Source organism: Pseudoduganella sp. R-32, assembly GCF_049913245.1.
Taxonomy (GTDB): Bacteria; Pseudomonadota; Gammaproteobacteria; order Burkholderiales; family Burkholderiaceae_D; genus Rugamonas.
Window position 1 is genome coordinate 4117194 of the sequence record NZ_CP183987.1, and the last position, 15821, is coordinate 4133014.

Genomic DNA, 15821 nt, shown 5'->3' on the forward strand with positions numbered 1-15821 from the left:
TCCGCCTCGCCCTAAAGGACGCGGATTCCTGCGGCCAGCGTCGCACGCCCGCGACGGAGAATGTTTATCGCAGCATTGATATCACGATCATGGAAAGTACCGCAATCGCTACACTGCCATTCTCTTATTCCAAGCCCTGCGATACCGGTAGGCCGCGCATCGGGCATCGCGCCGCAATGCGAGCAGAGTTGGGTGGTAAAGCGTTCGTCCACTTCGGCGAACCAGGCGCCATGCTTAACAGCCTTGTACGCCAACATTTGACGGAAGCTCGTCCAACCGGCGTCGAGCACCGATTTGGCCATGCGCGTTTGCGCCAGCGCCGCGGCGTTGACGTTGCCCACGGCGATCAAGTCATCTTGGCGCACCAAGTCAGTCGTTGCCTTGTGCAGGAAGTCCCGCCTGCGTCGCGCAACCTGGGCGTGGATGGCCCGCACACGCCGCGTCTTACGCGCCCGCTGGGCAATGGCCAGCGCCGCTTGCGCATGGCGGTAGAACTGGGGCGCCTCGAGCGTTTTGCCATCCGATTGCTTGGCGAGAGCGTGCAGGCCAAGGTCGATGCCCACCTGCCGCACCGGGAGGCGTTTGTCCGTCACCGCCACATCGACCACAATGTTCAAGTACCAATAGCCACGACTGTCGCGGGAGAAATTTGTGCCGTCCTTGATCTTCCCTTCGGGCAGTGGGCGACTATTGAAGACGCGGAAGGTATGGCCGGCAAAGCGAAACGCATCACCTTCGCGTTTGAGATCACGCCCCTTGAGCGGCACCCAGCCCGACGCTTTCCGGCCTCGGTAGCGCAAGAACGGGCGCTTTCTCTGCGCACGCGATTTGGTGTACTGCTCACAGACTGCATTGATGCTGCCCGAATGCAGTCGCAATTCCTTGCTGCTGCCGGTGGTCAGTACGTTCAGGTCGAATCCCGTCAGCCAAGCTCTGCCAAAGCGCAGGGCATCCTTCTGCCGGCCATTGCAGTAATTCCATACGAAGTTGACTGTACGCGCTTGCTCATTGAGCAGGCCGCTCAGCGACTTGACGCGATATCGGAAGACCATAATCATACTGTACTTATATACAGTATATGCCGCCGACTGACGCACGCTTGCACGCCTTTCAAGCGTGCCAAACGACTGCTGCGGCGTGGCCTTTCACGGGGCCCGAATTGCTGCGCAATTCGCAGTCGGCTCCTTTCACTCCTCGCCCTGAAGGGCGAGATTTCTCGGAGCAAAAACTGATGAAAATAAAGCAGGTAACACATAGACCACTCGTGCAGAGCACGGCAATAATGGCGGCCGCTGCGAATCGCCGGCACCGATGGCGCCGCGCTGGTAGCGGCGCCATCGAACACATGATGAAGGGATTCGAGTTGAATACCAAACGCACGGCGCAGCTCCTGTTAGGCGCCGTGCTGGGCGCCGCCGCCTGCGGCAATAGCTGGGCTCAAAAGGCTGAAGGCCTGGCCGCCACCCCGCCAATGGGCTGGAACAGCTGGAACAAATTTGCCTGCGATATCGACGAACGCCTGATTCGTGAGACCGCCGATGCCATGGTCAAGACGGGCTTGAAGGACGCCGGCTACCAGTACGTGAACATTGACGATTGCTGGCAAGGCCAGCGCGACGCCAACGGCGACATCCAGCCCGACCCCACCCGCTTCCCATCCGGCATGAAAGCGCTGGCGGACTATGTGCACGGCAAGGGGCTCAAGCTGGGCATCTACTCGGATGCCGGCGCGACCACCTGCGGCGGCCGTCCCGGCAGCCGCGGCTACGAGTATCAGGATGCGCGCACCTATGCGAAATGGGGTATCGATTACGTCAAGTACGACTGGTGCGACACCCCCGGCTTGAACGCCGAAGCGGCCTACACGACGATGCGCGACGCGATCGCCAAGACGGGCCGTCCGATGGTGTTCAGCATATGCGAGTGGGGCATGAGCAAGCCGTGGGAGTGGGCCGGCAAGGTCGGCCATATGTGGCGCACCACGCCCGATATCTATAATTGCTTCGACTGCCAATTCAGTCCCGGTTTCTCGACTGGTCTGGGCGTGCTGCGCATCCTCGACAAGCACGCTGAAGTAGGCCTGCGCAAGTTCGCAGGACCCGGCCACTGGAACGATATGGACATGCTTGAAGTGGGCAACGGCATGAGCGAGGATGAAGACCGCGCCCATCTGTCGATCTGGGCCATGATGGCCTCGCCCCTCATCCTGGGCAACGACCTGCGTTCCATGTCCGAGACTACCCGCCGCATCCTGACCAACCCCAGCGTCATCGCGGTAAATCAGGACAAGCTGGGTGTGCAGGCGTTGCGCATCCTGGCCGATGGTCCGCTGGAGGTCTATGCCAAGCCGCTCGACGGCGGGGAATGGGCACTGATGTTCCTGAACCGCTCCAACCAGGCTGCCGACGTTCAACATGATTGGAAAAAGCAGGTCCTGATCGATGACCTGAGCAAGAGGTCGGTCGATTTCACGCAGACCGTCTACCGCTGGTCCGACCTGTGGAGCAAGAAGACGGGCGACACCAGCGCCAAACTGCAAGCGCGCCTGGCGCCGCACAGCGTGCTGATGCTGCGCCTGACCGCTCCCGCGAAACCATAGGACGCGCCCGGCCGAGCGGCGCGCAAGGTGTCCTTACCTTTGACCTGGCATCGATGGCCGGGCCGCACAGGGTCCGGATCATAGGTCATGGTTGGGGTCAATGTCCCAGACGCCCGCGCAAGTAAGCGGCGTGCGTGGGCATGGCCGCCACGGCGGTAGCGATGCATTCGCGGCGCCACTGCAATGCGTGCAGCGCCGCGCTCGACGTCGCCCAGCGCAGGGTCGGTGCGCTCGGGCCAATGGCTGGCCATTGCCGAGGGCACGCATTGCTCGCCCAGGGAGCCAAGGCCGGATTCGCCCAGCCGGTGGTACTGGCTCCGCACCGAGTGGGATCCGCTCAGTTCGCCGAAATCGCCGAAGGTGTGGAAATAGCTTTCGCCGCGCGCGCGCCAGTCGCAAAACTGGATGCCCAACTTGTAGCTGCCGTTGGCGGCGCGCAGGAACTCGGCCTCGTCGATGCCGCGGTGGCCGTCATCCACCCGGCCGCGCCGCCGCCGATGATGACGATTGTTCGATGGCTTTGTCAGGCATCGGCAACCCATAAAAAAAGAGGCGGCCGGAGCCGCCTCTGAAACTGCCGGCAAAGCCGGCAGGAGAGGACGGTAGGTTCATTGCGCCTGAGTGGCGAGGGACTTGGTCCGGGTCCGCGGTCTAGTACGTGTAGCGCAGCGCCACGCGATAACTGCGGCCAGGTTCGAACCAGGCGCGGGTCATGTTGCCGATATTCTGCTGCTGGGTCTGCTTAACGACGGTATCGAGGATGTTGCTTGCCGAGAAATTGGCCTGGACATGTTCGTTAAACCTATAGTCGAACCCGAAGTCCAACTGTCCGGCCGCTTCCTGCCAGGTCGGTAAGCCCCAGCCCACGTCCCGCGGATAGACCGTCTTGCCATCAACAACCGTCGCCCGGGTCGGGTCGGCACTGGTGGCATCCTGGCCCTGCGTGCCATTGACGGTGACGCCCTGCAGGAAGCGACCGCGCCAGCTGTACGCCAGACGCATCGACATCGGCCCCCTGTCGTAAAAGAACATGAAGTTGTAAGCGTTTTTCGACAGGTACTGCAAGGGCATCTCGGTGAACGGCATGCCATTGGTGTCGCAGCCAAGCAGGTTCAAGGAACTATTGTTGAAGGAATTGGCGGCCGGGCAGTACTTCAGATTGTACGGATGGTGCAGCGTCTGCTTGCTCTTGATGTAGGTGTAGTTCGCCGAGACGCCGAAGCCCTTGGCCCATTCCGGAAGAACGCTCGCCAACGCTGGCACGTTATTGAAGTAGGTCTGGCCGGCGAGCTCCAGTCCAGTCACTGAACCGTCCGCTGCGTTGTTTGGCGCGGTGATCACGAAGGTTTGCGGGTTGCCGGCCAGGTCGTTGTAGTCGCGCGTATAGGCCGAGCGCAAGATGATGTCACGCAATCGCTTGTGAAACAGGGCGCCCGTCAGCGACGAACCGTGACCCGGATACCACTCGAGCGTCACGTCAAAGCTGTCGGCCTTGGTGGGCCTCAGCTGGACGTTGCCCTTGTTATTACCCCGATAGTTGATGTCCTGTATGGTGGCGCCGCCGGGGGCAAAGATGACGTTTTGAAACAGCTCGACGTATTCGTTCAGGTCGCCAAAGCTCGGCCGATACATCGACTTTCCGAACGCGAAGCGCGATTGCAGCTGAGGGGTAAGTTCCATCTTCAGGTTAACACTCGGCAGCACGTCCACGGCGCTGCGGCCGTCGATAATCGGCTCGTTGATCGGTCCGAACTTCGGCACCGACGGCGCCGTGCCCGTGCCGTAGGTCGGTTTGAACACCGTGTAGCCGTGGGCCCGCGTGTCGGTGTGGACCACGCGCACACCGGCGCTGCCCTCGATCGGGAAACGCAGCTCGTCGAAGCCGAAGCGCGTCATCAGGTAGGCGGCCTCCGTCGTCTCCGACTGGCGTGCGGTTTTGGCCGGGTTGCCGTCGAAGACGAGCGGCATCCACGGATCGGGCAAGTTCGAGCAATCGTTGTTGGTCTGGGACTGCGCATTGCCCTGCTCGCATTGGATCTTCATGATCGGATTCGCCGCCTGCGCGTAGGCGTTGGGATAGTCCTTGACCGCAGCCAGGGCCGGCGTCACCAGGGCGCCCGGGTTGGGGATCTTGCCGTTGAAGAAGTCGTTGAAGGTGTATAGGCTGGTCGGCACCAAGGCTGCGACCCGCGGATCGCTCAGGTAGGTGAAATTGGCGCGCGACGCCCAGGTCGGCTCGTCCGTCTTGGAGGCCGGCTGCCCCGGTGTGGACGAGTTTCTGACTTCCCATGGCCTGGCGATGCTGTACCATTCCGAGCCGCTCGCCGCGACGCGGTTCGCCGTGCGCTTGGTCGCACGCACGCCGAAGCGAACGTCGCGCATGACCGGATGGTCGAACTTGAAGCGCACGTCGGTCTTCCACGCATACAGGTCGGCGTCCGCCTTGTCCCTGCCCGGCCCGAACATCTCCAGGTAGTAGTTTGCCGGATTGCGCAGGTGCGCCTTCGCCTTGTCGTCGAAGGTGATCTCCCCAATATTCTTGCTCAGGTCGATATTCATGCTCGGCACGAAGGTGGCCAGGGTCATGTTGCCGCTATTGGACTTGTTGGTGGCATGGACCCATTGCAGGTCGTTCTGGAGCGACCAGCGCTCGTTGATAGTCCACTTGACGTTCCAGGCGATCTCGCGGGTCTGTGAGCGCCTGTCGTGATAGGTTTGGTTGGTATTGAAACCCAGACCGCCGTCCACGAAATTGTTCGCGCCCCGGCCGCCGATCGGGTAGGTGTAACGGGCCGCCTGCAGGATGCCCTTGCTGTCGAACACCGGGTCGATGAGCTTGGACTTGTAGGAATCTTCCACACCCGTGAACAGCGCGTTCTCGGTGCCGGTTTCCTTGTAGCCGGAGTGGAAGTAAGTGAGCGCGGACGCAGCCCCCCCCTTCTTCCACTGTAGCGCAGCATACACACCGGCGCGGTCGGTCTTGCTGAGGTTGGTGCGCCACGAGGCCGATTTGGGCACCCACACTGTTTGGCCGTCGACGATATCGGTGCGCGGAAAGTAGGCGTCGACTTGCACCGTGTCGTTGCGGGAATGGTTCTGGTTGGCGGACAAGTTGAGCAGCGCGCCCCATTGGCCGAAGTCGTTGTCCCAGCGTTTCGAGATCAGGCCGGAGAGGGCGGGCGAGGTTTGCCGGCCGAGTTCGCTGTGGTTCACGTAGGTCGATGCCGCGAATTTGTCGCCCTTGTAGTCGAAAGGCAGCGCGGTGCGCAAGTCGACCTGACCGCTCACGCCGCCTTCGATCAACTCGGCCGGCGGGTTCTTGTGCACGATCACCGCTGACATCAGTTCCGCCGGAATATCGCCCCAGCTCAATTCGCGCCCCGGCCACCCGGCCGAAAACGATTCCCGTCCATTCAAGGTGGACGAACCCCAGGTCAGGCCGCGCACCGAAATGCCGGAACCCTCGACCGAGAAATGCTCCGGGTCGCCGCGCGAGCGGTTGCGGTCCATCGTCACGCCGACGACGCGCTGCAGTACCTCGGTGATCGACTTGTCGGGCAGTTTGCCGGCCTCTTCGGCGACGACGCCGTCGACGACTTCCTCGGCATTCTGTTTGAGCTTGGTTGCGGACTGCATCGCAGCGCGCTGTCCGCTCACGACCACCACGTTCTCCTCTTCCTTGGAAGCCGCTGGTGCCGGCGCCGTTTGCGCCTGCGCGGCGCCGCTGTAAAGCGCAGCGACCTGCGCCGCCGCGAACGCCAGCGCGGTCATCCTCAAGGGTTTGCGCTTGATCATTGTTCCAATTGTCCTCATTCTCTCAATCCTCTTGAAATCCTGTTTCGTTTTGGCTGCCCACCGCGCCGCGCGGCACGGTAAATGGCCTTGCGCCATCACTGGAAGGTGATTGGCCCGGTCAGCGTGATCGTGGTCGGGTAATTCGGAGCCGAGGCGGTCGGACTCGGCACTCTGAAGTTGCCGACCGGTGAGGCGAACCTGATCGCGACGATCGGGTAGTCTTGCAGCTCAAACCAGGGGCTTAGGTCCTTCAATTCACACGCCTCCGAGACTGTGAAGTCCTTGAGCTTAAGACTGTAGTTCGCCGGTACCGGGGAGCTTGGCTTGAACGTCGCCCGCACCCTCACGTTGCAGGCGTCATTGTTCGCTTTGCGGTTGAAGTGGCCGAGGATCAAGTCGACTTCGACCTGGTTTTCGCCCGTGGCGAACCATTCCTGGTTCTGCGAGAAGTTGAACTTCAGCGCCGCCTGGGCATCGATCCGCACGCCTTCCGGCGTGTCCGAGGTGGTCGAGATCTGCGTCACGTTAGGTGCGTACAGGTCGATTTCGGACCAAACCCTCCACCAGCGTCCGTCGGTGTGGGGCTCGTTCTTATAGGTGTAGGTATTGCTGACGCTGCTGCCGTCCGCCGTAACGCTTGTGTCGCACCAGCCGTTGCACCACCAACCGGTCTCGCTGCTGCCTCCGCGTTGCTCAACCTTCCCCGCCTCGCTGGTGCTCGTTGCATTCTTGTAACCACTCAAGAACTTGATCTCGGGCGCCAGTGCGCTGCCGATCGGCATGGTCTTGACCACTTTCGCCGTCTCGTAGATATCACCGCCGTCCAAGGTGGCGGTGACGGTGCACAACCCATCGGCGAGCTTTTGCAACGTGGTCCCGCTCACCGAGCACACCGTAGGCGTGCTGCTGGTAAAAACGGGGGTGATGCCGGCCACGGTGGACGTTGCATCCAATTGCAAAGGCTGCGAGTCCAGGGGCAGCGGCCCCGGGTTGCGGAAGAAGACCGCCGCCGGCCGCTTGGGAATGACAAAGAGTTGGCGTTGCGTGGCTGCAGCGTAGCCATTCCCACCGACCTGGTTGGCGTTTACCGAGCACTCGCCTGCTTTCAGCAGCGACAGCGTGGCGCCGCTGACGGTGCAGGTGCCCGGCGTGTTCGACACGTAGGTAATCGGCCCGCCGGAGCTGGCCGTGGCCCTCAGCGTGATCGTGGCGATGGTCGGCGGAACAGCCACCGTCTCCCCGCCCGGGAACGGGAAGGAAACTGATTGCGCCATTCCGCCTTCACCGCCGCTCCCACCCCCACTGCCACCGCAGGCGGCCAGCAGGGCAACGCAGCCCAGCCCAATAGCCGTAATCTGGAATCTCATTTGGTGTCTCCTAAGGATTTGATGCTTCTACTCTGTTGCGTTTACTAGAGCTTGCTTATCAGCGGCACCGCAGCCGAAAACGTGCGATTCGCCTCCGCCAGGGCATCGCCGTGCATAGGATGAGCACGAGGTGTGCATTGGCTCTCGACCGCTGTCGCTGCGAACGCAGCCGGCTTGGCGGCACCTTTCTGCTTAAGGGTGTTGATCGCCAGATTCAGTTCGCCCGCCTGGCGCGCGCAACGGAGGTGCCAATGCCAGGAACGCCGTTGATGATGGCGCCGGCTTGTCCGGATTGATGTTGATGGCCACTCCTGCGAGCACTTGCGTGGCCGCCAGCTTTGCAGGCGCAACTGCGCCGCGTCTCACTACACTCATGTCTTCTCCATCCTATTTTTTTTGGCGATGCTGTCGATTGACAGTTTGGATTTCGCTTGAGGGACGGCACGTTCCACCTGCCCACCAAGTCGGCGGAGTGTAGCCCGAATATTGCGGCAAAAATACCCGCTGAAATGGGCTGCGGCATGCCATAACGGCCTCGGATGAAAAAAGCTGCACGGCCAGTAACGGTACTCGTGCAGATTTTGCTATTGATCTCTTAGCAGTCGGCTGTTCGATTCAGCCACCAACCTGGATCCCGTGGCCGCGCCGGCATCGCCGCACGCTGGATGCAAGGATGTGCAGCATCTATGCGACTATCTGCACCTTTGTAATATCTTCACAATTCGCGCTATTCCGGCCCGTATCCCGCCGTCTCCTTTTTGCAGCTCGCCTGGCCCGTACCGGCGGCGTGCGATACGGCACCATAGAGCGCAGTATCGGCTCACTGGAGCGGCACGCAGACCGATCGACTTTAATTTCCGGAAGAAGGCAGGCGTCGCACTCGAGGTACGAACGTTAAGCAACCGTAAATCGAATCATTGGTTGAGAGAAGGGTTTCACGCGAACGCCGGCGCCGGCGCCGGCGGGTACACCCGTGAAGGCGAGCGCGCTCAGCGCCGCCAGAGAAATGCGGGCTTAAGGCGTCGACTCCCGCGCCTCCGCTTTGCAGGCCTCCCGGAAAGCCTTGGGCGTGCATTGGTATTCTTCCTTGAAGAGCTTATTGAAGTACGAGGAATTCTTGTACCCGACCGAGTAGGCGATTTCAGCGATGCTGGCGTTGCTGTTTTCAACTAAGAGCCGCGATGCTTCGGTCAGTCTGAGCTTGTTCAGGTAACCAATAAAGGTATATCCCATTTCCGCCTTCAGTATGTCGTTGACCTTATTGCGGTTGACGCCGGTTTCGGATACCACGGTTTCCAGATCCAGTTCTGAATCGGCATAACGCGTCGCCAGCAATTTCAAAATGGCGGATTTTCCCTTTTCCCGGTGCGGCTCCAGCGCCAGCTGCTGATACGCCACCAGCGGCAGGTCTTTCTGCATCCGACCGTGCAGGTCATTGGCCAAAGCCGCCGCATACTGCTTGACGAACCAAAACCCGAAACCAGTCCAGGCTAGTATCAGGAACGCGGCGAGAAGATACAGGTAGCCGTATTTCCGCTCGTGCATTTCGATTCTGGCGATCTCAATACGCGATGGGACGCCGACGGGGCTCGCATTACTGGTGCCGACTTCGATCTGCGCAACCTCTGCCAGCGAATAGCCCTGGTCGGATGGATTGATTTTGTTCAGGGTGAGCCACCATTCCGGAATGGTCAAATGCGCTAGATCGAGTTCGGCTCGAGCTCCGTCTTGATTGCATTTGATGTATGCCGATGGCGAGCGGTAGGTCTCCAGCTGGTCCGGTTTGGAGAGCTTGTCATCGAAGGTGGTCAGGCCCACCCGGATTGTGCCGGCGGGGAAGCAGCGCAGCTCGAAACTGATCTTGCCGAACCTGGACCAGTCAAACAATGCCGGTTTGCCGCTGCGGTCCGTGAAGAACAGACTGGCCGATGCAAAGGAATAGGGAGTACTGTCCGACAGGACGTATTCCATGATGAGGCGCGTGCCATCGACTTTCGCGTTCAAGGGATTGGTCGCGTCGTTGCCGTTGTGCGACTTGCGCAACTGCCAGGAAAAATCTTCTTGCTCAAACAATGGGACGCGGTGATAGCTGCGGCTGACACACAAATACCCGACCAGGATACTCATACCGAGAAACAGGACCAGCCGAAGGAGTGCCTTTGAATGTAACGCGTGCATATAGATAAAGGTTGGATGGTCGGACAATGGCGAGCCCGCCGGCTGCCTGGGCCGCCGCAGTCGCGAATTCTCGCAATGTACAACATGTCCTGTTGTCTGTCACTGCCATCGCTCTGCCCAGGTCCTAAAACTCTCTCCGCCAGCCTGTTTGCGTTGAGTACTTACCTAACCCGCGTCTATCGATCAGCAAGACACGTTGGTCAAGGGCGCTCTTCAAAAAAGCCTGGTCGGAACAGTATCCTGGCTTTCATTTGCGAGGCACTTCTCGATCCGATCGGTGTTATAGCCGGCTTCATGCAACAAAGTCGATGCGGTGCGCCGGAGATCGTGGGGCGTGTAGTCGGCCAGCGGCCGGCCAGCGGCACGAGCAACCCGGGACACAGACGTTGTCACCTGGTTCAGCGTGGCATTCGAGATCGGCAGATCAGCATCGTAGCGTGAAGGCAGCACGTATATCGAGCCGGCGGCACAGGTACGCAGCGCAATAAATTTGTCGATAGCCTGCCGAAAGAGATAGCCGTTGTGCAGATTCCGCCGTGGGTCCCGAACGGCGAAGCTAAATCTGCAAAGCGCCAGCCATTGCAACCGGGGTACTTTGAAAACCAAAAAATAAAGCCCTGCAAAATAACAGGGCTGTTATTTAATCATTTTTGGAAACTTCCGTTTCCACAATGAAACCCTACTCCCACTCGATGGTCGCTGGCGGTTTACCGCTGATGTCGTACACCACACGGTTCAGCCCACGCACTTCATTGATAATGCGGTTGGACACCTTGCCCAGCAGCGAGTGCGGCAGGTGCGCCCAGTGCGCGGTCATGAAATCCTGGGTCTGCACGGCGCGCAGGGCTACGACGTAATCGTAGGTGCGGCCATCGCCCATCACGCCCACCGATTTCACCGGCAGGAACACTGCGAATGCCTGCGAAGTCGCGTCATACCAGTTCTGCGGTGCGTCCTCGCCTGCCATCACGGCGCCTTCGTATGGGGTGTTGCGCAGTTCTTCGATGAAGATGGCATCAGCGCGGCGCAGCAGGTCGGCGTATTCCTTCTTCACTTCGCCCAGGATGCGCACGCCCAGGCCTGGGCCAGGGAATGGATGGCGGTACACCATCTCGTGCGGCAGGCCCAGGGCCACGCCCAGCTTGCGCACCTCGTCCTTGAACAGTTCGCGCAGCGGCTCGAGCAGCTGCAGCTTCATGGTCTCCGGCAGGCCGCCCACGTTGTGGTGCGACTTGATGGTCTGGCCTTTCTTGCCCTTGCCCGCGGATTCGATCACGTCAGGGTAAATGGTGCCTTGCGCCAGCCACTTGGCGTTCACCAGCTTGGCCGATTCGGCCTGGAACACTTCCACGAACTCGCGGCCGATGATCTTGCGCTTCTGCTCCGGATCGGTCACGCCGGCCAGGTGGCCCATGAACTGTTCGGTCGCATCGACCTGGATCACTTTCACGCCCAGGTTCTTGGAGAACATGTCCATCACCATCTTGCCTTCGTTCAGGCGCAGCAGGCCGTGGTCGACGAAGACGCAGGTCAGCTGGTCGCCGATGGCGCGGTGGATCAGGGCTGCAGCCACGGACGAATCGACGCCGCCCGACAGGCCTAGGATCACTTCATCTTTGCCTACCTGGGCGCGGATCTTTTCCACGGCTTCGGTGATGTAGTCCGGCATGTTCCAGTCTGCCTTGCAGCCGCAGATCTCGTGCACGAAGCGGCCCAGCATGGCCTTGCCCTGCACGGTGTGGGTCACTTCCGGGTGCCATTGCACGGCGTAGAACTTGCGATCTTCGTCGGCCATGCCGGCGATCGGGCAGGATTCGGTGGATGCCATCAGCTTGAAGCCAGGTGGCAGGTCCAGCACCTTGTCGCCGTGGCTCATCCAGACCTTCAGCATGCCGTGGCCTTCATCGGTGACGAAGTCGTTGATGCCGTTCAGCAGCGCAGTGTGGTTGCGGGCGCGCACTTCAGCGTAGCCGAATTCGCGTACCAGGCCGTTTTCCACTTTGCCGCCCAGTTGCGCAGCCATGGTCTGCATGCCGTAGCAGATGCCCAGTACCGGCACGCCGATTTCAAATACGGCTTGCGGTGCGCGCGGGGAGTCGCCCTCCAGCGTGGAGTTGTGGGAGCCGGACAGGATGATGCCCGATGCGCCGTAGTTGCGAATGAATTCGTCGTCTACGTCGTATGGGTAAACCTCGGAGAACACACCCGCGTCGCGCACGCGGCGTGCGATCAGCTGGGTCACCTGGGAACCGAAATCAAGGATGAGGATTTTTGAATGCATATTTTCGGGGGCAAAAAATAGTGCGGCGACACTTGGTCGCCGCCTTGCGGAGTTTCTTATTCGGAGCGGTAGTTCGGCGCTTCTTTGGTGATCTGGACGTCGTGCACGTGCGATTCGCGCATGCCGGCCGACGTGATCTCGACAAATTCTGCCTTCTCTTTCAGTTCGTCGATGGTGGCGCAGCCGCAGTAGCCCATGGACTGGCGCACGCCGCCCACCAGCTGGAACAGGATCGCCAGCACGGAGCCCTTGTAGGCCACGCGGCCTTCAATGCCTTCCGGTACGAACTTGTCCTGCTTCGCGCTGGCGTCCTGGAAGTAGCGGTCTGCCGAACCATCGGCCATCGCACCCAGGGAGCCCATGCCGCGGTAGGACTTGTACGAACGGCCCTGGTACAGGATCACTTCGCCCGGCGCTTCTTCTGTACCGGCGAACATGGAGCCCATCATCACGGTCGATGCGCCGGCTGCCAGTGCTTTCGAAATGTCGCCCGAGAAGCGGATGCCGCCGTCGGCGATACATGGAACGCCGGTGCCCTTCAGCGCTTCGGCCACGTTGGAGATCGCGGTGATCTGCGGCACGCCCACGCCTGCAACGATACGGGTGGTGCAGATCGAACCTGGGCCGATGCCGACCTTGACCGCGTCCGCGCCGTATTCAACCAGCGCCTTCGCCGCGGCTGCGGTGGCGATATTGCCGCCGATGACGTCAACGTGCGGATACTTGGTCTTGATGTACTTCACGCGATCCAGGATGCCCTGGGAGTGGCCGTGGGCGGTGTCGACCACCAGCACGTCCACGCCTGCCGCTACCAGCAGGTCGATGCGTTCTTCGTCTTTCGCGCCGACGCCGACTGCCGCGCCAACCAGCAGCTTGCCGTGCTGGTCTTTTGATGCGTTCGGGTGCTCGGTCGATTTCTGGATGTCCTTGACGGTGATCAGGCCGCGCAGTTCAAACGCTTCGTTCACCACCAGCACGCGCTCCAGGCGGTGCTTGTTCATGAGGCGCTTGGCTTCTTCGGTGTTGGCTTCTTCGTTGACGGTGACCAGCTTTTCGCGCGGGGTCATCTTGGCGCGCACTTCAGCGTCCAGTTCTTTTTCAAAGCGCAGGTCGCGGTTGGTGATGATGCCGACCACTTCTTTGCCCTGAACGACCGGGAAGCCGGAAATACCATATTGCTCGGTCAGCTTGATCACGTCGCGGATCTTCATGTCCGGCGGAATGGTGATCGGGTCGCGCAGCACGCCAGCCTCGAAACGCTTGACCTTCGACACCTCACGCGCCTGGTCTTTCGGCTTCAGGTTCTTGTGAATGATGCCGATGCCGCCTTCCTGTGCCATCGCGATCGCCAGGCGGCTTTCAGTGACGGTATCCATTGCTGCGGACAGCAGGGGAATATTCAGGGAGATGTTACGGGTCAGGCGAGTCTTGAGAGACGTATCCGCAGGCAGGATGTTGGAATACGCGGGGACGAGGAGCACGTCATCGAAAGTGAGTGCTTTTTGGAGCAGACGCATAGTATTTCCTATAGGCGCAAAAGCAGATTATACAGGAAACATTCGCTTTCGTCTCGGCAATCCTCAAGCACAGTTCTGGCCTATATGGGCGAAGATGATGCTAGCGCTATCATCCAAACAACACCTTGCTGCACCGCAATCCAAATTTGTTTACAAATTCTTGCGTTCGTCTAAACTTGATATCACTGATAGCGCTATCAGCCATTAAGGAGATTTATGGAGAACAATATGAACTTGCGCTGGGTTGTCATGGGCGTCAGTGGCGCCGGGAAAAGCGAGATCGGCGCGCGCCTGGCCGCGGCACTTGGCGTGCCCTTCCTTGAAGGCGATAGCTTTCACCCTGAAGAAAACGTGGCCAAGATGTCGGCCGGCATCCCTCTGAACGACGAGGACCGCGCGGGCTGGCTGCAAAAGCTGCGCTGTGAAATCAGTGCCGCCCGCGAACGCGGTGAGGGCCTGGTGCTGTCCTGCTCTTCGCTCAAGCGACGCTACCGCGACTTGCTTCGCAGCGGCGATCCGGAATTGCGCTTCGCCCACCTGCACGGCGAACGCGAAATCCTCGAGCAGCGCATGCGCACCCGCCCCGGCCATTACATGCCGGCCTCGCTGCTGGAAAGCCAACTGCGCGACCTCGAACCGCTGCAAGCCGACGAAGCCGGCGTCTATCTCGACCTGACACAGCCGCCGCAACAGCTGGTCAGCCAGATCCTGCAGCGCCAAGCCTAAAACCAACACTGGAGACAGCATGAAATCAGCCATCACCGCCAAGGTCGCCAAACGCCGCTGGGGCATAGGCGCCCTGCTAGGCATCGGCGTCCTGATCAACTATATCGACCGCATCGGCCTGTCGGTCGCCGCGCCGCAAATCCAGGAGGCCTTCAACCTGACGCCAGTCGACATGGGCCTTCTGTTCAGCGCCTTCGCCTGGTCTTACTCGCTGCTGCAGATCCCAGTCGGCATGGTACTGGACCGCTTCGGCCCGACCCGCGTTGGGCGCTGGGGCGCTTTCCTGTGGGGCCTGGCTTCCGTCATTACTGCCTTCTCCAGCGGCTTTGCCGGCATTTTCGCCGCCCGCATCCTGCTCGGCATTGCCGAAGCGCCGGCCTTCCCGGTCAGCTCCAAGGCCACCGGCTACTGGTTCCCGCGCAATGAACGCGGCACTGCCACCGCCATCTTCGATGCCGCCGCCAAATTCTCCAACGTGATCGGCGTGCCGCTGGTGGCCGTAACTGTGGTGGCCTTCGGCTGGCGCTGGGGCTTCGGCCTGACCGCGGTGCTGAGTTTCAGCTACTTCTTCGCCTTCCTGCTGTTGTATCGCGACCCGAGCGCCGATACCAGGTTGAGCAAGGCTGAACTCGATTACATCCAGCGCGGCGGCGCCGCACCGGAAGGCCCGGCAGAAGGCGGCGCCGTCAATATGCTGGGCTACCTGCTCACCAAGTCCAAGGTCTGGGGCCTGACCATCGGCTTTGCCGCCTACGGCTATACCTTCTACCTGTTCCTTACCTGGCTGCCTGGCTACCTGGTGCAGACCATGCACATGAGTATCATCAAGTCGGCCGGCTTTGCAGCCATTCCATGGGCCGTGGCGACGGTAACCGACCTCTTCGTCGGCGGCTGGCTGATCGACCACCTGATCGCCAAAGGCAAGAATGAATCCGTGGTGCGCAAGAGCGTGCTGGTGATCGGCATGCTGTTCGGCCTGGCGGTGTTCGGCGCGACGCAAACCACCGATCCGGCATGGGCCATCTTCTGGATCTCGATCGCACTGGGCGGCCTGGCATCCGCAGCACCGGTCGGCTGGTCGCTGCCCTCGCTGATCGCGCCGAAGGGCGGTGCCGGCACCGTCGGCGGCATCATGAACTTTGCCAATAACCTGATGGGTGCTGCTGCCCCTATCGTGACCGGCATGATCGTCGGCGCGACCAATTCCTTCGCCAACGCCTTCATGGTTGCCGGCGTGATCCTGCTGGTGGGCATTGTGTCCTTTGTCTTCGTACTTGGGAAAATCGAGCCCCTGCCAGATCCGGTCCCGCGTGGCAGCACGGTCCCTGCATAAGCGCGCCGCCCCCTAATCAAAAACG

Annotated in this window: 10 protein-coding genes and 1 pseudogene; 3 read left to right on the forward strand and 8 right to left on the reverse strand. The window is 60.8% G+C overall.

Going from position 1 to position 15821, the window contains the following annotated elements:
• Positions 1 to 11: 11 nt before the first annotated feature.
• Positions 12 to 1058 (reverse strand): RNA-guided endonuclease InsQ/TnpB family protein, encoded by a 1047-nt coding sequence (locus ACN9MU_RS18670; protein WP_426318209.1) that lies wholly within the window; start codon positions 1056 to 1058, stop codon positions 12 to 14.
• 305 nt (positions 1059 to 1363) lie between these two features.
• On the opposite strand from ACN9MU_RS18670, the gene ACN9MU_RS18675 reads away from it, so the two are divergent.
• The gene (locus ACN9MU_RS18675; protein ID WP_426318210.1) at positions 1364 to 2599 is read left to right on the forward strand and encodes a glycoside hydrolase family 27 protein; all 1236 of its coding nucleotides are present in this window, start codon (positions 1364 to 1366) and stop codon (positions 2597 to 2599) included.
• Here ACN9MU_RS18675 and ACN9MU_RS18680 read toward each other — a convergent pair.
• The 7 genes and pseudogenes from ACN9MU_RS18680 to guaB all read right to left on the reverse strand — a co-directional run bounded on the left by ACN9MU_RS18680 (position 2482) and on the right by guaB (position 13737).
• Entirely contained in the window at positions 2482 to 3078 is a 597-nt protein-coding gene (locus ACN9MU_RS18680) for a tryptophan 7-halogenase (RefSeq protein WP_426343273.1), read from the reverse strand. The two genes, ACN9MU_RS18675 and ACN9MU_RS18680, sit on opposite strands and share 118 nt — an antisense overlap.
• Positions 3079 to 3250: 172 nt before the next feature.
• Positions 3251 to 6394 carry a TonB-dependent receptor gene (locus ACN9MU_RS18685; RefSeq protein WP_426318212.1) on the reverse strand — a complete coding sequence of 1048 codons (3144 nt, stop codon included), beginning with the start codon at positions 6392 to 6394 and terminating at the stop codon, positions 3251 to 3253.
• Between the two features lie 95 nt (positions 6395 to 6489).
• Positions 6490 to 7761, reverse strand: coding sequence for a hypothetical protein (locus ACN9MU_RS18690; protein ID WP_426318213.1), 1272 nt, complete (start codon positions 7759 to 7761; stop codon positions 6490 to 6492).
• Positions 7762 to 8775: 1014 nt separating this feature from the next.
• Positions 8776 to 9888: a helix-turn-helix domain-containing protein gene (locus ACN9MU_RS18695; protein ID WP_426343274.1), complete on the reverse strand. Its 1113-nt coding sequence runs from the start codon at positions 9886 to 9888 to the stop codon at positions 8776 to 8778.
• 291 nt (positions 9889 to 10179) lie between these two features.
• Positions 10180 to 10485, reverse strand: a pseudogene (locus ACN9MU_RS18700) (tyrosine-type recombinase/integrase); the annotation flags it as partial.
• Positions 10486 to 10618: 133 nt separating this feature from the next.
• Positions 10619 to 12220 (reverse strand): glutamine-hydrolyzing GMP synthase, encoded by a 1602-nt coding sequence (gene guaA / locus ACN9MU_RS18705; protein WP_426161887.1) that lies wholly within the window; start codon positions 12218 to 12220, stop codon positions 10619 to 10621.
• Positions 12221 to 12276: 56 nt separating this feature from the next.
• Entirely contained in the window at positions 12277 to 13737 is a 1461-nt protein-coding gene (gene guaB, locus ACN9MU_RS18710; protein ID WP_130312186.1) for an IMP dehydrogenase, read from the reverse strand.
• A gap of 228 nt (positions 13738 to 13965) precedes the next feature.
• Between guaB and ACN9MU_RS18715 the strand changes: the two genes are divergently transcribed.
• Together ACN9MU_RS18715 and ACN9MU_RS18720 are read left to right on the forward strand one after the other, a co-directional pair.
• Entirely contained in the window at positions 13966 to 14463 is a 498-nt protein-coding gene (locus tag ACN9MU_RS18715) for a gluconokinase (protein WP_426318216.1), read from the forward strand.
• Positions 14464 to 14482: 19 nt separating this feature from the next.
• Positions 14483 to 15796 (forward strand): MFS transporter, encoded by a 1314-nt coding sequence (locus ACN9MU_RS18720; RefSeq protein ID WP_426343275.1) that lies wholly within the window; start codon positions 14483 to 14485, stop codon positions 15794 to 15796.
• Positions 15797 to 15821: the final 25 nt, after the last annotated feature.